Below are 17,617 nucleotides of genomic sequence, written 5' to 3'. Positions count from 1 at the left end.
TTCCCATCCCCCCCTCACCGCAAACTCCAAGAAACCCCCGCATAAACCCCAAACCCTTCCCCAGGCGTCGACCGTGCTGCATCCAACCCCCTATCGTCGTACCCTGGCGTAACCGTCGCCGCGTACCGTTTATCCGTCAAATTGCGCAGGTCCAGCCACGTTTGCCAGTCGCCCTTCGGGGCGTTGTAGCCCAGGGTGGCGCCGAAGAGGGCGTAGGGGTCGGCGTATTCGCTGTTGGCGTAGTCGACGGCGACTTTGGAGACCAGTTGGCTGTTGATTGCGGCGAAAAAGCCCAGGGGCCAGTCGTAGCGCAGTTCGCCTTGGTAGTAGTGCATTGGCAGGCCGGGTAGGCGGTTATCGTCGAAGTGGTCGTCGTCGCGGTAGTGGAAGTCGCTGAAGGTGTAGCTCTGGCGCAGGCTCAGTTGTTCACCGGTTGGCGATGCCCAGAGGGTGCTTTGCAGGCTGGCTTCCACGCCCTGGTGCACGGTGGGGCTGGCGTTGAGTTCGTAGGGGGTGACGGTGTTGGCGTCCGGCAGGACGGAGAGCAGTTCATGGCGGACCTGGGCGTAGTACCAGGACAGGCTCCATTGTCCGAGGGCGGCATCGCCGCGTCCGCCGAGTTCGAGGGTGGTGGCGGTCTGGTTTTGCAGTTCGATCGGGTCGCGCTGGGTGCCGGTGGCGGGACCGCTGCCTTGCGGGAAACGAATGTTCGAGCTGTAGATCAGCGACCAGGGGTGGGGCGCTTCCACCGAGCGGCTGAGGTTGCCGAACACTTGCACGCCGGGCGTCAACTGGTAGCGCAGGCCCAGGCGGGCGGCGTAGTCCCAGTCGTGTTGGCTGGTCTTGCCGCCTTCCTCGGGGTAGGTGACGGCGCTTTCGCGGCGGGTGTAGAGGGCGGCGAGGCCGGTGGTCAGCCACAGGTCGTCGGCGATTTCCAGGTCGTTGCCGGCGTGCAGCACGGAGTCCGAACCCTGGTAGGTGAAGTCGCGCATCGGTGTGCCCGGGACGTAGCCTGCCGTGTTGCCGGTGGGGATGCGCACTTCTTCGCTGGCGCCGGCGTTGGGCAGGTGCTTGGTGGTGCGCAGGCCCAGGGTGCTCTGGCTTTCCAGGCCCCAGAGGGTGTCGCGGCGCTTGTAGTCGAAGGTGCCGCTGACATCGCTGTAGGCGACTTTCAGGCGGTTGGGTCCTTCGCGCAGGTCCATCGGGTAGTCGTGGTAGACCAGGCCGGTCTGGATGCTCGAATCGTCGTCGATGTAGTAGGTGGTCTTGTTGCCGATGAAGGTGCTGCCCGGTTGCTCGCGGCGATCGTCGCGCGTCACGTACGCAGGGTTGGCAGCCCGTGGGTCGTGCTCGATCGAGTACTTGCTGACCCGCCCGGCCAGGTCGTTGTCGGTCTGGCGGTAGCGCAGGTAGAAGCGGGTTTCCAGATTCGGGTTGAAGCGATAGCCGACGTTGGCGATGAACCCCTGGCTGTCGCTGGCGGTGTGGTCCTGGTAGCCATCGGAGCGGGCATCGGTCACGGCCAGGTAGTAATCGAAGTCGCCCAGCACCTGGCCGGAGCTGATCTGGCGCTGCTGGTAGCCGTGGCTGCCGATCCCGTAGCGCACCTGCAACAGCGGTGAGTCATAGCCGGTATGGCTGACGTAGTCGATGGCGCCGCCCAGGGCGAGGGCGCCGCGGTCGAAACCGTTGGCGCCGCGTAGCACTTCCACGTGATCGAGCCACAGCGGCTCGAGCAGTTCATAGGGGGTGCCGCCTGGGCCGGTCAAAGGCAGGCCGTCGAGCATGGCGTACAGTCCCGAGGCGTGGGCGCCAGGGGCGCGGTTGATCCCCGAGCCACGGATCGAGATCTTGACCCCTTCGTTGCCCGCGGACTGGGCATAGATCCCCGGCTGATAGGCCAACACATCCTGGTTGCTGGCCACCCGGCCCTGGAGCGGCCGGCGCAGGTCGACCACGTTAGTGCCGCCGGGCACCTGGGCCAGCCGGGCCTTGGCTTCTTCCACCGAGGCGTCTTCGCCGCTGCGCTCTTCGGCACCGATCAGCACCTGGCCCAATTCCAGACCCTGCGCCTCGGCCATGGCCGGACAGGCCAGGGCCAGGCCCAGTAATGCAGTGGGCAAGGATTTGGACGCGGGCATCGGGCGAACTCCAGACGAAAAGGGGGCGGGCAGTAAACAACTGCGACGCCGGGGAGCCCCCGGGGAACACATGAAAACCCGGTTTTTTACCGTGAATTTCAGTGGCTTGCCTGCCAGATCATGGTCTGGACCAGGGTCTGCGGATGACTGGCCAAGGGCTCCCACTCATCGATGAAGACGAAACCTGCGTCAGTGAATAAGCATGATCTTCCTGATCCTGGGTAAACCGCCATGCTGCCATGGGGGCGATGAACGGTGCAGCTAGAATGAACCGGTCTGTACCAATTCTGGAGAAACAAAATGGTCAGCAAAAATACGATCTGTCTGTGGTTCAACGGCGATGCCCTGGACGCCGCGACCTTCTACGCCAAGACCTTCCCGGACAGCACGGTGGGCGCTGCGCATCGTGCGCCCGGCGACTACCCGGCGGGCAAGCAGGGCGATGTGTTGACGGTGGAGTTCAATGTGATGGGCATCCCTTGCCTGGGGCTCAACGGCGGGCCGGCGTTCAAGCATAACGAGGCGTTTTCGTTCCAGGTCGCGACCGACGATCAGGCCGAAACCGACCGCCTGTGGGACGCGATAGTCGGCAACGGCGGCGAGGCCAGCGCCTGCGGCTGGTGCAAGGACCGCTGGGGACTGTCGTGGCAGATCACTCCGCGAGTGCTCACGGCGGCCTTCACCCACCCCGACCGAGCGGTGGCCAAGCGCGCCTTCGCGGCAATGATGGAGATGGGCAAAATCGATGTCGCTGCCATTGAGGCCGCGATCAAGGGTTAACCCGCGTCAACCGGGGGCAGGGCAGGCCGACTGTCCTGGCCCCGACATCTGCAGCACCCGGTCTGCGCCAGCCTGACCCCCCAGCCTTAACCCCCCAATTACCCGACCTTGCACCAAGCAGCCGCGAGCGCGATCTTTCCGCTTGCGAGTAAATCAATATGGTTATATCGTAATTAGACATCAACTATTGCATAGAGATAACCATGTCAAACATTGTGCTAGAAACTCAAGGTTCCGTGGCAGTTATCACCCTCAATCGCCCGGCAGTCTTGAACGCATGGACCACCGCCATGCGTAACGAAATCATCGACGCCTTGCTGGCTTATGACGCCGACGCGTCGATCAAGGCAGTGATCATGACCGGCGCGGGGGACCGTGCTTTTTCGGCGGGGCAGGACCTCTCCGAAGCCCATGATTTTGATGGTGAGCGCGCAGTGCAATGGGTCGGTGAGTGGGAACGCTACTACGCCACCTTGCGGGGGTTGTCCAAGCCACTGGTCATGGCCCTGAACGGCACGGCGGCAGGTTCCGCCTTCCAGGTTGCGCTGCTGGGGGATATCCGAGTCGGTCATCCGGGCGTGCGCATGGGCCAGCCGGAGATCAACTCGGGCATTCCAAGCACCACCGGGCCGTGGATCATGAACAGCATGCTGGGCATGTCGCGCACCATCGAGCTGACCCTGACCGGGCGCCTGATGGACGCCGAGGAGTGCCACCGCATCGGCCTGATCCACTACATGGTGCCGGCCGAGCAAGTGTTCGCCAAAGCCCTGCAGGTGGCCAACGAGTTGGCCAACAAACCGCCGGTGGCCATGCGCCTGGACAAGCAGCGTTTCCGCGAAATGAGCGACCCCGATTTCAAGAGCGCCATCGAAGCCGGCCAGCGCCTGCAGAAAGAGGCGTACGACTCCGGTGAGCCGGCGCGCATGATGGAAGCGTTCTTCCAGCAACGGGCCAAACAGGCCTGATTCACTCCTGGTAACTCGCCGCCGGCCTAGTGGGCCGGTGGCTACAACAATGCGCACGGCGGCGGCAACGTACCCTCACCGGCAACCCCCACGACCTTGTGAACTGCCGATGTCTTCGCCTTTTATCGATGCTTTCGTTTTTCGCAGGAGTCCTTCATGAATAATCCAGAAAGCCCTGACCGTCGAAATCTGCTCAAGGCCGGCATGACCCTCGCACTGGCCTGCAGCCTGCCGAGCGTGGTCCGCGCCAGTGCGCGGCAAATTATTGTTTCCGACCCCGGAGGCCCCTACACCAAGGCCTATCGCATCGCGTTCTACGACCCCTTCGAGCAAGCCACCGGGATCAAGGTGATCAGCGTCGCCCGCGAAGCACAGCCGGTCGCGCAGCTCGCGGCCATGGTCAAGACCCGCAACTTCGTCTGGGATGTCACCACCCTGACGATCTCGGCCGACATCCCCTACCTGGAGAGCCAGGGCTTCCTCGAGCCGATCGGCTTGAGCAGCGAAGAGTTTCCGGACCTGCTGCCGGAGGCCATTACCCCGAACTTCCTCGGCGTCGATGTGTACTCCACGGTATTGGCCTATCGCACCGACACCTTTGCCAACAACGCCCCGCAGTCCTGGGCGGATTTCTGGAACGTCGAGAAATTTCCCGGCCGCCGCTGCCTGCGCCGCAGTCCGCTGGACACCCTGGAACAGGCCCTGCTGGCCGACGGCGTCGAGCTGGACGCGCTGTATCCGCTGGACGTCGACCGGGCCTTCAAGAGCCTGGACCGGATCAAGCCGCACATCGACCTGTGGTGGACCTCCGGAGCCCAGGCCATGCAAGCGATCCAGAGCGGCGAAGTGGACCTGATCTCGATCTGGAACGGTCGCGCCCAGGCCGCGCTGGAGAACGGTGCACCGGTGCAGATCGAGTGGAACCAGGGCCTGTACTCCATCGAAGGCTGGGCCATTCCCAAAGGCACCCCGCGCGCCGAGATGGCCAAGCAATTCGTGCGGTTTTGCGCCGACGCCAAACGCCAGGCCGCCTTCACCAATGACCTGGCCTACGGTCCGACCAACCGTAAATCCTTCGAGCAGATCCCCGCCGAACGGGCCGCGCTGCTGCCCACCGCGCCGCAGAACCTGAAGAACATGCGCCTGCCCAGCCCGCAATGGTGGGAAGCCAACCGCACTCAGGTGACTGAACGTTTTAACGCCTGGATCTTGTCGTAAGGGAGTCGTTGCATGAGCGTAAAACTCGAAACACGTGGCCTGGGCAAAACCTATGGCCAGTTCGTCGCGCTGCAGCCCACCGATATCCAGGTGCGCGAAGGGGAGTTCCTGACGCTCCTGGGGCCTTCGGGCTCAGGCAAGTCGACCCTGCTGCAAATGATCTCCGGGCTGGTGCCGCCCAGCAGTGGGCAGTTGCTGATCGACGGCCAGGAGGCCACCCACATTGCTCCCGGCAAACGCGGAATCGGCCTGGTGTTCCAGAGCTATGCGCTGTTTCCCCACATGAGCGTGCGCGACAACGTCGCCTACGGCCTGCGCATGCGCAAGTACCCCAAGCGCGAACTGGAAACCGCGGTCGATGCGGCGCTGGAAATGGTGCGCATGCACGAGTTCGCCCATCGTTATCCCAGTGAACTTTCCGGTGGCCAACAGCAGCGTATTGCCCTGGCGCGCTGCTTCGCCTATCGGCCCTCGGTGATCCTGCTGGACGAACCCCTGGGGGCGCTGGACAAGAATCTGCGCGAGCACATGCAGTTGGAAATCCGCCGCATGCACAAGGAGCTGGGCGCGACCTTCATCTACGTGACCCACGACCAGGAAGAAGCGCTGACCCTGTCGGACCGCATCTGCCTGATGAACAAGGCACGCATTGAGCAACTGGCGACTCCCGAGGAGCTCTACGACCGCCCGGCCAGCCTGTTCGCCGCCGAGTTCATCGGCCACTCCAACGTGCTGCAGGGCAAGCGCACCAGTGCCAGCCAACTGCACGTCGAAGGGCGCCTGCTGGAACTCAGTGGCTGCATAGGCCACGAGGTGTCGGCCAAGGTCGACAGCACGGACCACTTCGTCCTGGTGCGCCCGGAAGCGGCGCGCCTGACCGAGCCGAGTGCCGGCCTGCTGGTGGGCAGTGTCGACGAATGCGTGTTCCTCGGCAGCGATACGCGAGCGCTGATTCGCCTGCCTTCGGGCGCCCGGTTCAGCGTGCGTTGCGCGCGCCACATCAACCCGCGGGTTGGCGACGCCGTCGGCATCACCTGGGACGCCCACCGTGCCACCTTGTTGCCTGCGCAGGTGCAGCCATGAGCCTGCCTAGACGGCTGTTGCCGGCGATCCCGGCCCTATTGTTCCTTGCGGTGTTCTTTCTGTTGCCGGTCGCCGAAATGCTCATGGGCAGCTTCCAGGACAGCGCCGGCGACCTGAGCCTGAGCAACTTCGAACGCATCGCCTCGACACCGGTCTATGGCCGGGTGCTGGGTATCACCTTCTGGATCTCGGCGCTGACTGCGATCCTCTCGGTACTGCTGGCCTACCCGGTGACCTACCTGCTGACCCGCTTGTCGCCCCAGGGCCGCGAGCGGTGGATGCTGTGGATCATGCTGCCGTTCTGGACCAGTTACCTGGTCAAGACGTACGCCTGGATGCTGTTGTTGTCGCGCAAGGGCCTGGTCACCAGCCTGGTGGCGCAGTTCATCGACAATCCGTCCGGGATGGTCCCGGCCTTGTCCGGCGTGCTGATCGGCATGGTCCACTCGATGCTGCCGCTGGCGGTCATCACCTTGTTGCCGATCATGCGCAGCATCGACCAGCGCCTGGCACCCGCCGCGCAAACCCTCGGCGCCAGTGGCCCGATGAGTTTTTTCAGTATCTTCCTGCCCCTGTCGGCGCCGGGTATCGCCGCCGCTGCGCTGCTGGTATTCATTACCAGCCTGGGCTTCTTCATCGTGCCGGCGCTGCTGGGTTCACCACGGGAAATGATGGTCGCCCAATTGGTCATCTCCTCGGTACTCGACCTGTTCGACATGCACTTTGCCGGCGCGCTGTCGGTGGTGCTGCTGATCTGCTCGTTGTTGGTGTTCGTGATCTACGACCGGGTTGCGGGGTTGTCTTCCCTCGGCGGCGAAGCACCCAAGGGCCGGCAGTCCGGCCTGGGCCTGCGGCTGTTGTTCGCCATCGGGCATTTCTGTTCGCGCTTCAGTTCCGGGCGCCCGCGCGGTGGTGATGGGGTGATGCTGCCGGGCTACAGCGTGCTGTTGGTGTTGCTGCTGATCCTGCCGGTGCTGGTGGTGATTCCGCTGGCCTTTACCAGCAGTCCATTCATTGCGTTCCCGCCCAAGCTCTACAGCTTCAAGTGGTTCATCGAGTTCTTTACCTCGCCGGTATGGCAGGCGGCCTTGCTGCGCTCCTTTGGCGTGGGGCTGGCGACGGCGTTGCTGGCGCTGGTGCTGGGGTTTGGCGCGACCATGGCCATGACCCGCATGTCGGCGCGCTGGCGCAAGGGCCTGTTCGCCTTGTTCATCGCGCCGCTGATCGTGCCGCGCATCGTCATCGCCCTCGGGTTGCTGTACCTGTTCTCCCGCCTGGGCCTGGCCGGCAAGGACCTGGGCCTGGTGCTCGGGCATACGGTGTTGGCGTTGCCCTACGTGGTGGTGACCCTGGCGGCGGCCTTTCGCCAATACGACATGCGCCTGGACGATGCGGCCCGGATCCTCGGTGCCGGGACCTTCACCAGGTTGCGCACGGTGACCCTGCCGTTGATGGCGGGCAGCCTGATGTCGGCATTCCTGCTGGCGTTCATTACCTCGTTCGACGACCTGACTGTCGCGATCTTCGTCAGCGGCGGGATCAACACCACCTTGCCCAAGCAAATGTGGGACAGCATCCAGTTGGCGCTCACGCCGACGCTGGCGGCGGTATCCACCACGCTGCTGGGCTTCATCGTGCTGTTCGTGGTGGTCGCCCAATGGGTCGCGCGACGCTCTCTTTCCAAACGCCAAGGCTCTTGAACGATGCAAAACTTTCCTAGCGAATTTTTCCCCCAGCGCATCACCGACGACCCATTGACGGCCGCGCCGCTGATTCATGCCGGCCTGATGAACGATGACAGCCGGGTGCGTATCACCTTCGAAGGGCGCTCGTTGCAAACCGCCGAACTGCGGGCCCGGGTCGCGGCCCTGCAGGCGGTGCTGGCCGCGCAAGGGCTGCGCCCCGGGCAACGGGTGGCGGTGATGCTGGGCAACAGCGACGAGCAGATCGTGTTGATCTACGCGTTGATCCTGTCCGGGCTGGTGTGGATTCCAATCAATACCCGGCTGCGCGGCCCGGGGCTGGATTATCCGTTCGAACACGCTCGGCCCGAGCTGGTGGTGGCGGACGCCGAGTTCGAGCCGCTGCTGCGCCAGGGTGTGGCCGCTGCTTTACCGTACCAGTCGATCACGGCCTTGCAGCGTGCCGCCGAGGAGTATCCGGATGCGCCGTTGCAATGGCTGGACAGCGCCAGCGATGCGCCGCTGTGCCTGATCTACACCTCGGGTACCACCGGTGCCCCCAAGGGCGTGATCTTTACCCATCGGATGATGCGCATCGCCGGCGAGGCAGTGTTGCTGGTGGCCGATGTGCAGGCGGGCGATCGCCTGCTGTTGTGGGAGCCCCTGTGCCATATCGGTGGTGCGCAAATGTTGTTGCTGCCATTCCTGGCCGATGTCCAGTTGAACGTGGTGCAGCGTTTTTCCGCGAGTCGTTTCTGGGACCAGTGCGCGGCGGTCGGGGCCACGCAGTTGCATTACCTGGGCGGGGTGCTGGACATCCTCATGCAACAGGATGCCGCCACCTGGCCGACCGCGCACAGCCTGCGCACGTTGTGGGGGGCGGGGGTGTCGGTGAACAACTGGGCGGCCATCGAACAGCGTTTCGGCTGCCAGTTGCGCGAGTGCTACGGCATGACCGAATGCGCCAGCTTCGCCACCCTCAATCGCAACAACAAGCCGGGCTCTGTGGGCCAGCCGCTGCCCTGGTTGACCCTGGAACTGCTGGACGCCGAAAACCAGCCGGTCGGTATTGGGCAGTTGGGCGAGATCGTGCTGTCGAGCAGCGTGGAGGGCGTGTTTCTGCCTGGCTACCTGGATAACCCTACGGCCACTGCCCAGGCGTTGCGCAACGGACGTTTGTACACCGGTGACATGGCGCGCCTGGATGCCGATGGCGACCTGTTCTTCGTCGGGCGCCGGACCGACAGCATGCGGGTACGCGGCGAGAACGTGTCGGCCTGGGAAGTGGAGCGGGTGTTCAGCAGTCATCCGGCGGTGCGGGCCTGTGCGGCGGTGGGGGTGCAATCGAGTATTGGCGAGCAGGAAATCCTCCTCTATGTGCAGTTCGAGGAACATGCGCAGGTCGACTGGTCTGCCATCGTGCAGTGGGCGAGCCAGCGCCTGGCGTCGTACCAGCAGCCGCGGTACTACCGGGCAATCGCCAGCTTCGAGATGACCCCCAGCGAGCGGATCAAGAAACACCTGCTGGCGCGCACCCTCGACGGTGCGTGGGACGGGCAGGGGCAGCGGGCGTAGAGGCAGGTTCAGGCGGGGAATTTCACTAAGAATTCGTGCCAGGTGACAGGCTGTCAGTGAATAGCGATAGACTGTGTCCAGCAAACCGCATTCTTTCATTTCACGACGCGATGTAAAGCACCCATGGCCAACCCCCGCCCGCCGAAAAAACCGGCAACTGATCCCACCGCTTCCTCGCTGTACGTGCAATCCGTGGAGAAGGCCATGAAAGTGCTCATGGCCTTCGATGGCAGCCAGCGGCAACTGTCGCTGTCGGAAATTGCCGGGCTGACGGGCATGGACCTCAGCGCGGCGCAGCGCTTCACCCATACCCTGGCCACCCTGGGCTACCTGAACAAGGACCAGGGCAAGAAGTATGAGTTGTCCCCCAAGCTGCTGGATTTCACCTTTCATTACCTCAGCTCCAGTGAGCTGGTGAACCGAGCCGCGCCGTACTTGCAGCAGTTGAGCGCGGAAACCGAGGAGGCGACCAACCTCACGGTGATGGACGACACCGACATTGTGTTTGTCCAGCGGATCGTCAGCCGCCATGTGTTCAACGCCAACGTGATTGTCGGCACCCGCTTGCCGGCCTGGTGCACCGCACCGGGCCTGGCGTTGCTGGCGACCTACCCGGATGACGAGGTCAACGACATCTTTGACCGCAGCCAGTTCGTCCAGCACACCCCGGCCACCATCACTGACCGTGGGCAGATCTGGGCCAACGTGGAGCAGGTGCGCCAGCAGCGGTTTGCCCACGTCGAGGACCAGTTTTTCTACGGCGACGTGTCCACCGCGGCAGCCATTCTCGACGGTTCCGGGCGCGGGATTGGCGCGGTCAACGTGGCAGTGTCACGTTCACGCTGGGTCGCCGAACGGGACATGCGCCGCTACGCCGACCTACTGATCTCCACCGCCTCCTCGATCTCCGCGAAACGCAAAAGCTGAGTCCCAGGCTCGCTCCTACAGTGTTTTGTGGTCCCCGCAGATTTTGCATACACCCATCGAAACCTGTGGGAGCGGGCTTGCCCGCGATGGCGGTGTGTCAGGCACCATCGATATTGACTGTGCTGGCCACATCGCGAGCAAGCTCGCTCCTACAGTGATTTTGGCTGTTCGCAGATTTTGCATACACCCATCGAAACCTGTGGGAGCGGGCTTGCCCGCGATGGCGGTGGGTCAGGCAGCATCGATGTTGACTGTGCTGGCCTGATCGCGAGCAAGCCGCAAGCGGGCGCCGCAAGCGGGCGCCGCAAGCGGGCGCCGCAAGCGGGCGCTCGCTACTACACCGCCGATAACGTCTGGGAACGGGCATGGGCTGCCTGGGTTGCGGTTTTAATCAGTTGGCGCAGGGCCTGGTTCTGTTCGAACACGCTGATGGCCGCTGCCGTGGTGCCGTTGGGGGAGGTGACGGCGGTGCGCAGTTCGACCAGGTCTGCGTTTTCCTGGGTCTGCTGGCATGCGGCGCCCAGGGCGGTCTGGCGGGCCAGGTTGAGTGCCAGTTGCGGTGGCAGGCCGAGCAGGACGCCGGCCTGGGCCAGGGCTTCGCTGAACAGGTGGTAGTAGGCCGGGCCGCTGCCGGAGATCGCGGTGACGGCATCCAGCAGGCTTTCCTGTTCAAGCCAGTAGCTACGTCCGACGTTGTCGAACAGTTGGCCGACCTGGGCGCGCCGTGTCGCATCCAGCCGGGCGTCGGCGTACAGCCCGGTGCAGCCGGCATTCACCAGCACCGGGGTGTTGGGCATCGCCCGGATCACCGGGCAGCGCCGGGCTAGCGCCTGGTCGAGGGCGTCGCTGGTGATGCCGGCGGCGACGGAGATGACCACCGCGTCCTGGCAGATCAGGTCCGGCAGGGACGTTGCGACACTGCACACCTTGTCGGGCTTGACCGCGAGCACAATCAGGTCGAAGGCTTGCGCCGTAACCGCCTGCAGATCCGCGTACAGGGTGGCCCGCAGGCCCGCCTGCGGATGTGGATCGACGGCGCTGACCGCGTCAACCAGACCGTTTGCCAGCCAGGCTTCGCCCATGGCGCTGCCCATGCGTCCGTAGCCAATAAAAAGTACGTTCATGCGGTGATCTCCGGATAAGCCCCAGGGCTTGGTTTGACAAACAGGGCGCGTTGCCGCCCGAGCACATTGGCCTTCCTGCAGTCGCGCACGGAGTGCGCACCCAGCAGGGTCATGGCCAGTTCCATTTCGTTGCGCAGCATCCGCAGGCTGTCGGTGGCGCCTTGCTGGCCGGCGGCTGCCAGGCCCCACAGCGGCAAACGCCCGACCATCACCGCATCCGCTCCCAGCGCCAGGTACTTGAGCACATCGCTGCCGCGGGTCACGCCGCTGTCGGCGATGATCTGCAGGTCGCCGCCGACGGCCTCGGCGATGGCCGGCAGGACTTGGATAGGCGCGGGCGCGATGTCGAGATTACGTCCGCCATGGGCCGAGACGACGATGGCATCCGCGCCTTCGTCCCGGGCAAGCAACGCATCCTGGGGGCTCAACACGCCCTTGATGACCAAACGCCCGTGCCAGCCACTGCGGATCTGCCGGATGTCGTTCCAGGTCAGGCGGTTTTCCAGGCGTACCGCCTCATGGACTGTCTGCTGGGTGACCGCAGCGCGAAACTGCGCCGGGTAATGCCCATAGGAAGGCATCCCGCTCGCCAGCCATTGGCGCAACCAGACCGACACCAGCCAAGAGGGATGGCCCAGCACATCCAGCAGCAGCGCGAGGCTGGGTTTCAAGGGAATAGAGAAGCCGTTCCTGACGTTGTATTCGCGTTTCGGACTGACCGGTGTGTCGGCGGTGATCACCAGGGTATCGACCCCGGCCGCCTGGACGCGTTCGAGCAACTGGCGAGTGAGGTTGCGGTCTTTCCACACGTACAACTGGAACCACAGATTGGCATCCGGCACCTGCTTGCGGATCTCTTCCACCGTGGTCACCGACTGGGTGGAAACGCAGAAGGGAATGCCCAGGTCACGCGCGGTGCGCGCCAGTTTTATTTCCCCTTGGAACGACACCAGTCCCGCCAATGCCGTGGGCGCGATGACCAGCGGCATGGCCAGCGCTTGCCCCAACAACGGGGTGCGCAGCTCCGGTTGATCGACGCCATTGAGCAGGGAAGGCGTCAACGTGATCTGGTCCAGGCTGGAACGGATGCGTAGCAGTGCCTGTTCATCCTCACTGCCGCGATCGATATATTCAAACAGTGCCTTTGGCAACCGTTGCCTGGCCCGGGCCCGGTAATCAATAAAGTTCAATAAGGATGACATAAGCCCTCGTCCAGACATGCAGGCAAACGCAACCGAGACTTATAAAGCCCGGTTGTTATTGATTGCCGATGTACGCGCTAAGTTATGAAATTGATGCGGGTTTCAGGAGAAAAACTTCTTCGCAGAAATGGAAGTTGCCACCACTTGAACATGTTGGGCGAGTTCTTCTTCGACGCGTTCTTTAGTCCAGCGAGTGGTCGGTACCGCGATAGTAATGGCCGCGATTGCATGGCCATGTTCATCCAATATGGCCGAGGCCACGGCAATATCTCCCAGTACGGTTTCATTGGCGATGATCGCGTAGCCGGTTTCAGCCGCGCGCTGCATGCGTTCGAGTAACAAACCCTTGTCGGTGACGGTATGTGGGGTCAGTGCCCGCAGTTGGGTGGCCTCGATCGCCGCTTCCCGCTCTTCAGCGCTGCAGTGGGACAGGATGGCGGTGCCCGAAGCGGTGAATATCGCGGGCAGGCGGCTGCCGACCATGATGTCGACGTTGATCAAGTGCCGGCCCGGATAGCGCCCCACGTAGACCACTTCGTGGCCATCGAGCTCTTGCAGGTTAGTGGTTTCGCCCAGGGTACTGCTCAGGTCCACCAGGTACGGCGCGGCCTTGTGCAGCAACTCGTGGGCGCACAGAAAGTTGTAGGAAAACTGCAGCACTTTGGAAGTCAGTGCGTAATCCCGAGTGTTGTGTACGCGGCGTAGATATCCCAGGGCTTCCAGGGTAAATACCAGACGTTGTGCGGCACTGCGATCAAGCCCCGACAAGGTGGCTATTTCCGAGAGCGGCATTTGTCGTTTCGGATGGTCGAAGGCATGCAGTATCTGAAAGGTCTTTTCAGTAGAGCCGACATACAATGACGAATTACGAGGATCGCCAACTGCTTCTTTTGCAGTTTTTCTTGTGGTTTTGGTTGGGCGAGAATTCGGCATTTGTTGAGCGGTCCATAAATGTCATGACATTGGATTGTGGCATTCACCTGTGCCCTTGCATAGCGCAGGGGCACTGGCGTGGCAGCCGTTGTTTTGAACTAGCGGGCCGCGGTTGGGGCCTTCTCGAACATGTCCAGAAGTTTGCTGTATTCGACTCTCAGTGCATTACGCAGATCTTCCTTCGGCTCACGCAGGGGCGCGAGCAGGGCAGGGGCGTTGACCCCGATCAGGTCCATCACCGACTTCATCGGCCCGGGGTTGGTTTCGGAAAACGCCAGGTTCATCAGCGGAATCAATTGCCGGTGCAGCGCCAGCGCCTCGGCAGTTTTGCCGGCGCTGGCGAGGTCGAACACCCGGCGCCAGGTTTTCGGCAGCAGGTTCGCCGTGACCACGATCCCGCCTGTTGCGCCCGCCGCCACTTGCAGCGGGAACAACGTGTCTTCGCCGCTGAGTACGGCGAACTCAGGATCGACGCCGGCGATCACCCGCAGGAAGTGGTACATGTCGGTGTTGCAGGCCTTCATGCCGATGATGCGTTCATGCCGGGACAGTTCGTGCAGCACCTCGGGATCGATCGAGATCCGCGTGCGATAAGGAATCTCGTAGATCAGGATCGGCAGCGGCGACTCATCGGCGTAACGCAGGAAGTAGTCGCGGATGCCCAGTTGGGTCGGGTTGGTGTAGTAGGGCGTGATCACCAGCAGGCCATCGGCGCCGGCCTTGGCAAAGTCCTGCGCCGCGGTCATCGCGTCGTGATAGCCGGTGTCCAGCACCCCGCAGATCACCGGCATGCGCTGGTCGGCGAGCTTGGCGCAGAGTTCGACGAAGCGCACCCGCTCATGCCTGGACAGGGCACCGTACTCGCCGGTTCCGCCCAACGGCACCACGCCGTCCACGCCTTGCCCGGTCAACCAACTGAACAGCGCTTCGGTGGCGGTTACATCAATCGTGTCATCACTCTGCACCGGCGTGGTAATGGCCGGGAAAATACCTTTGAGGTGTTCAGAACTGAGCATGGATGTTTCTCCTTTGATCATGGGTTACGGGCTCAGCGCGCCAGGCTGCGCTGACGCAGGCGATCGGCGCCGAAAATCAGCAGGGTGATGAAAATCAGCAAGCAGGTGGAGACGGCGGCAATCACCGGTGAAACCTGCAAGGTCACCTCATCCCAGAACTGCTTGGGCAAGGTGGCGTTGAGGCCGCCCGACGAAAACAGCGCAATCGTCAGTTCGTCGAACGAGGTGGCGAAGGCAAACAGGAACGCGGAAAACATCCCGGCGCCCAGCAGGGGGAAGGTCACGTGGCGCAGGGTTCTCAGGGGGCTGGCCCCCAGGCTCTGTGCGGCCAGGTCCAGGCGCTGGTCATAGTTGCGCAGCACCGCGATCATGGTCATCACCACGTAGGGCACACACACCACGGTGTGGCCAATGATCAGGCCGATGGACGTACCGACCAGCTTCAGCTCGGCGAACATGTAGAACAGGCCGAGGGCGATGATCACTCGTGGCGCGATGATCGGCGACAGCAGGAACGCCAGCAGGATCGCCTTGCCACGGATCCTGCCGCGGGCCAGGAGAAACGCTGCGGGCACGCCGATCAGCATCGACAGGATGCCCGCGCCGGTCGCCACCGTCAGGGAGCGCACCAGGGCCTGGGTCCAGACCGGGGTATTGAGCATTTGCTCGTACCACTGCAGCGTCATGCCCGAAGGTGGCCACTGCAGGCCGGCACTGCTGAAGGAGATCGGGATCATCAGCAGCGCCGGCAGGCTGATCAGCACCAGCACGGTCCAGACGAAGACACTGAGCACCAGCGGCGTGCCTTCAGCGCTCTTGCGCCGGCGCTTGAACGACAGGCGCGCGATCAGCCAGTCGCTGACCGCACCAATGCCCGCCAGCACCGCACTGCCTGCACGTCGCGCCAGGGTGTCGCGGCGGGCTTGGGCGGACGGGTCTTCGCCGGTGAGGGTGGCGAAGCCGAAGATCCGGTCATAGATCACGAAGACCACCAGCACCACCACCAGCAACAGCACGGAAATCGAGCCGGCCAGTTCCCAGTTCAGGGTCTGTTGCACCTGATCGATGATCAGTTGGGTGATCATGGTTTCTTTGCGTCCACCCAACAGCGCCGGAACGATGAAGAAGCCGATGGCAGTGACGAATACCATGATGGTGGCGGCGGCCACGCCGGGCATCGACAGCGGGAAGTAGATCGTCCAGAAGGCCGTACCCGGACGCGCGCCCAGGGTCGAAGCGGCGCGGGGCAGGCTGCGGTCGATGTTCTCCATCACCGCGAGCATGGTCATGACGGCGAGCGGCAGCATCGCGTGGACCATGCCGGTGAGCGTGGCGCCGGTGCCGTAGAGCAGGTTGATCGGTCGGTCGATCAGGCCCAGGGACATCAGGAAGTTGTTGGCCACCCCGTTGCGTCCCAGGATCACCACCCAGGCGAATGCCCGGACCAGGAAGCTGGTCCAGAACGACAGGAGCACCAGGAACACCAGGCGGCTCTTGAGCTTGGCTGGCGCCGTGGAGATCAGGTAGGCCACCGGATAGCCCAGCACCACCGACAGCACGGTGGTGGCCAGGGAGATCTTGAAGGTGATCCACAGCACGTTGAGGTACAGGCTCGAGGCGAACAGGTGCCGGTAGGCGTCGAGGGAAAAGCCCTCCGGCCCGAGGATACTCAACGACAGCAGGCGGCCTACCGGATAGGCCAGGAACACCGCCAGCAGCACCAGCAACGGCGCAATCATCAGGCTGTTCTTGGCCCAGGCTGGCATCGGCGCAGAGGCTGCGCGAGAAGTAAACAGGCTCATGGGAACGCCGCCTTGGGTTGTTCGGTGATGGCAACGGCGTCCGAGGCGTGCCAGGACAGGGAGACCTTGTCGCCGCGCTGGAAGCTCTCGCCATTGACCCGGGTCGGGAAGGCCGAGACCAGCGCGGGAATGCCTTCCTCGTCGGTGCTCATGTAGACCTTGGTCAGGCTGCCGGTGACCATCACATCGCTGACGCTCGCCTGCAGATGGCGCACGTCGCCGTCCGTGGCTTTGGCAATCAGCATGTTCTGTGGGCGGACCATGATGTGGATGTGCGCGCCCGGCAGGTTCTCGCCGTTTGGCGTGGCGCTGGCCTTGATCCCACGGCTGCCGACCAGCACATCGAGCACCCCGTCCTGGGAGGCGACGATCTGCGCCGGCAACAGGTTCGACTCACCGAGGAAGTCGGCAACGAACAGCGTGCGCGGGCGGAAGTACAGGTCATCGGGGGTGCCCAGTTGCTCGATCTTCCCGGCATTCATCAGGCAGATGCGATCCGACATGGTCATCGCCTCTTCCTGGTCGTGGGTCACATAAATGATGGTGGTTCCCAGCTCCCGGTGAATGCGCTTGATCTCCAGTTGCATGTGTTCGCGTAGCTTCTTGTCGAGCGCGCCCAGGGGTTCGTCCATCAGGATGATCGAGGGGCGATAGACCATGCAGCGCGCCAGCGCGACCCGTTGTTGCTGGCCGCCGGACAGCTCCTTGGGATAACGCTGGGCGATGTGCGGCAGCTTGATCATGTCCAGGGCGGCCATGGCCCGCTCACGGGCTTCGGTCGCCGAGACCTTGCGCATCTTCAGCGGGAAGGCAATGTTCTCCAGGATCGTCATGTGGGGAAATAGCGCGTAGTTCTGGAACACCACACCAATGTCGCGATGATGGGGCGCCAGGTACGTCACATCGTTGTCGCCGATGGACACCTCGCCGCCATCGGGATGGGTGAGGCCGGCCACCAGGCTGAGCAAGGTGGTTTTGCCGGAGCCGGAAGGACCGAGCAGCGTCAGGAACTCCCCATCGGCGACGGTCAGGTCGGTTTGTGCGAGGGCCACGAACTGGCCATAGTTTTTAGCGAGCTTCTTTACGGTTAGGCTGGAAGAGGACATGGCGAAGACCTGAAGACAAGGGGCAGGAAATATCGGGCCCGCCGCGTGGCGGACCCGTCA

14 protein-coding genes are annotated in these 17,617 nt (G+C 63.3%); 7 read left to right on the top strand and 7 right to left on the bottom strand.

The window, feature by feature from the left end; all coding sequences use genetic code 11:
• Positions 1 to 14: 14 nt before the first annotated feature.
• Positions 15 to 2,141 carry a TonB-dependent receptor family protein gene (locus QMK50_RS03235; protein ID WP_320332527.1) on the bottom strand — a complete coding sequence of 709 codons (2,127 nt, stop codon included), beginning with the start codon at positions 2,139 to 2,141 and terminating at the stop codon, positions 15 to 17.
• Positions 2,142 to 2,441: 300 nt separating this feature from the next.
• On the opposite strand from QMK50_RS03235, the gene QMK50_RS03230 reads away from it, so the two are divergent.
• The 7 genes from QMK50_RS03230 (at position 2,442) to QMK50_RS03200 (ending at position 10,374) form a co-directional block, all read left to right on the top strand.
• Positions 2,442 to 2,921, top strand: a complete 480-nt coding sequence (locus QMK50_RS03230; RefSeq protein WP_095170806.1) for a VOC family protein — start codon at positions 2,442 to 2,444, stop codon at positions 2,919 to 2,921.
• A gap of 203 nt (positions 2,922 to 3,124) precedes the next feature.
• The gene (locus tag QMK50_RS03225) at positions 3,125 to 3,889 is read left to right on the top strand and encodes an enoyl-CoA hydratase/isomerase family protein (RefSeq protein ID WP_320332526.1); all 765 of its coding nucleotides are present in this window, start codon (positions 3,125 to 3,127) and stop codon (positions 3,887 to 3,889) included.
• Positions 3,890 to 4,045: 156 nt separating this feature from the next.
• Positions 4,046 to 5,107 (top strand): ABC transporter substrate-binding protein, encoded by a 1,062-nt coding sequence (locus QMK50_RS03220; RefSeq protein ID WP_095170803.1) that lies wholly within the window; start codon positions 4,046 to 4,048, stop codon positions 5,105 to 5,107.
• Between the two features lie 12 nt (positions 5,108 to 5,119).
• On the top strand, positions 5,120 to 6,190 hold the full coding sequence (locus QMK50_RS03215; protein ID WP_320332525.1) for an ABC transporter ATP-binding protein: 1,071 nt from the start codon (positions 5,120 to 5,122) through the stop codon (positions 6,188 to 6,190).
• On the top strand, positions 6,187 to 7,890 hold the full coding sequence (locus QMK50_RS03210; RefSeq protein ID WP_320332524.1) for an ABC transporter permease subunit: 1,704 nt from the start codon (positions 6,187 to 6,189) through the stop codon (positions 7,888 to 7,890). Before QMK50_RS03215 ends, QMK50_RS03210 begins: the two co-directional genes overlap by 4 nt.
• Positions 7,891 to 7,893: 3 nt before the next feature.
• Positions 7,894 to 9,447 (top strand): AMP-binding protein, encoded by a 1,554-nt coding sequence (locus QMK50_RS03205; protein WP_320332523.1) that lies wholly within the window; start codon positions 7,894 to 7,896, stop codon positions 9,445 to 9,447.
• A 123-nt stretch (positions 9,448 to 9,570) separates the two neighbouring features.
• Positions 9,571 to 10,374, top strand: a complete 804-nt coding sequence (locus QMK50_RS03200; protein WP_256585534.1) for an IclR family transcriptional regulator — start codon at positions 9,571 to 9,573, stop codon at positions 10,372 to 10,374.
• A gap of 335 nt (positions 10,375 to 10,709) precedes the next feature.
• Here the strand turns inward: QMK50_RS03200 and proC are convergent, their stop codons facing one another.
• The 6 genes from proC to QMK50_RS03170 form a co-directional block, all read right to left on the bottom strand.
• Positions 10,710 to 11,498 (bottom strand): pyrroline-5-carboxylate reductase, encoded by a 789-nt coding sequence (proC, locus tag QMK50_RS03195; RefSeq protein WP_320332522.1) that lies wholly within the window; start codon positions 11,496 to 11,498, stop codon positions 10,710 to 10,712.
• Complete coding sequence (locus QMK50_RS03190; protein WP_320332521.1) at positions 11,495 to 12,700, bottom strand: alpha-hydroxy acid oxidase; 1,206 nt, start codon at positions 12,698 to 12,700, stop codon at positions 11,495 to 11,497. Before QMK50_RS03190 ends, proC begins: the two co-directional genes overlap by 4 nt.
• A gap of 102 nt (positions 12,701 to 12,802) precedes the next feature.
• The gene (locus QMK50_RS03185) at positions 12,803 to 13,633 is read right to left on the bottom strand and encodes an IclR family transcriptional regulator (protein ID WP_320332520.1); all 831 of its coding nucleotides are present in this window, start codon (positions 13,631 to 13,633) and stop codon (positions 12,803 to 12,805) included.
• A gap of 98 nt (positions 13,634 to 13,731) precedes the next feature.
• Entirely contained in the window at positions 13,732 to 14,649 is a 918-nt protein-coding gene (gene dapA / locus QMK50_RS03180; RefSeq protein WP_095170788.1) for a 4-hydroxy-tetrahydrodipicolinate synthase, read from the bottom strand.
• A gap of 32 nt (positions 14,650 to 14,681) precedes the next feature.
• Positions 14,682 to 16,451 carry an ABC transporter permease subunit gene (locus QMK50_RS03175; protein WP_320332519.1) on the bottom strand — a complete coding sequence of 590 codons (1,770 nt, stop codon included), beginning with the start codon at positions 16,449 to 16,451 and terminating at the stop codon, positions 14,682 to 14,684.
• Positions 16,448 to 17,557 carry an ABC transporter ATP-binding protein gene (locus QMK50_RS03170; protein WP_320332518.1) on the bottom strand — a complete coding sequence of 370 codons (1,110 nt, stop codon included), beginning with the start codon at positions 17,555 to 17,557 and terminating at the stop codon, positions 16,448 to 16,450. Before QMK50_RS03170 ends, QMK50_RS03175 begins: the two co-directional genes overlap by 4 nt.
• Positions 17,558 to 17,617 lie beyond the last annotated feature (60 nt).

The organism is Pseudomonas sp. P5_152 (assembly GCF_033989915.1).
Classification (GTDB): domain Bacteria; phylum Pseudomonadota; class Gammaproteobacteria; order Pseudomonadales; family Pseudomonadaceae; genus Aquipseudomonas.
This window is presented reverse-complemented; position numbering and strand designations above follow the sequence as displayed.

Excerpts from the sequence above, each read along its gene's own strand:
- dapA (WP_095170788.1), bottom strand. The coding sequence starts at position 14,649 with ATGCTCAGTTCTGAACACCTCAAAGGTATTTTCCCGGCCATTACCACG.
- QMK50_RS03215 (WP_320332525.1), top strand. The coding sequence starts at position 5,120 with ATGAGCGTAAAACTCGAAACACGTGGCCTGGGCAAAACCTATGGCCAG.
- QMK50_RS03225 (WP_320332526.1), top strand. The coding sequence starts at position 3,125 with ATGTCAAACATTGTGCTAGAAACTCAAGGTTCCGTGGCAGTTATCACC.
- QMK50_RS03170 (WP_320332518.1), bottom strand. The coding sequence starts at position 17,557 with ATGTCCTCTTCCAGCCTAACCGTAAAGAAGCTCGCTAAAAACTATGGC.
- QMK50_RS03200 (WP_256585534.1), top strand. The coding sequence starts at position 9,571 with ATGGCCAACCCCCGCCCGCCGAAAAAACCGGCAACTGATCCCACCGCT.
- QMK50_RS03235 (WP_320332527.1), bottom strand. The coding sequence starts at position 2,141 with ATGCCCGCGTCCAAATCCTTGCCCACTGCATTACTGGGCCTGGCCCTG.
- proC (WP_320332522.1), bottom strand. The coding sequence starts at position 11,498 with ATGAACGTACTTTTTATTGGCTACGGACGCATGGGCAGCGCCATGGGC.
- QMK50_RS03205 (WP_320332523.1), top strand. The coding sequence starts at position 7,894 with ATGCAAAACTTTCCTAGCGAATTTTTCCCCCAGCGCATCACCGACGAC.
- QMK50_RS03230 (WP_095170806.1), top strand. The coding sequence starts at position 2,442 with ATGGTCAGCAAAAATACGATCTGTCTGTGGTTCAACGGCGATGCCCTG.
- QMK50_RS03175 (WP_320332519.1), bottom strand. The coding sequence starts at position 16,451 with ATGAGCCTGTTTACTTCTCGCGCAGCCTCTGCGCCGATGCCAGCCTGG.
- QMK50_RS03220 (WP_095170803.1), top strand. The coding sequence starts at position 4,046 with ATGAATAATCCAGAAAGCCCTGACCGTCGAAATCTGCTCAAGGCCGGC.
- QMK50_RS03185 (WP_320332520.1), bottom strand. The coding sequence starts at position 13,633 with ATGCCGAATTCTCGCCCAACCAAAACCACAAGAAAAACTGCAAAAGAA.
- QMK50_RS03210 (WP_320332524.1), top strand. The coding sequence starts at position 6,187 with ATGAGCCTGCCTAGACGGCTGTTGCCGGCGATCCCGGCCCTATTGTTC.
- QMK50_RS03190 (WP_320332521.1), bottom strand. The coding sequence starts at position 12,700 with ATGTCATCCTTATTGAACTTTATTGATTACCGGGCCCGGGCCAGGCAA.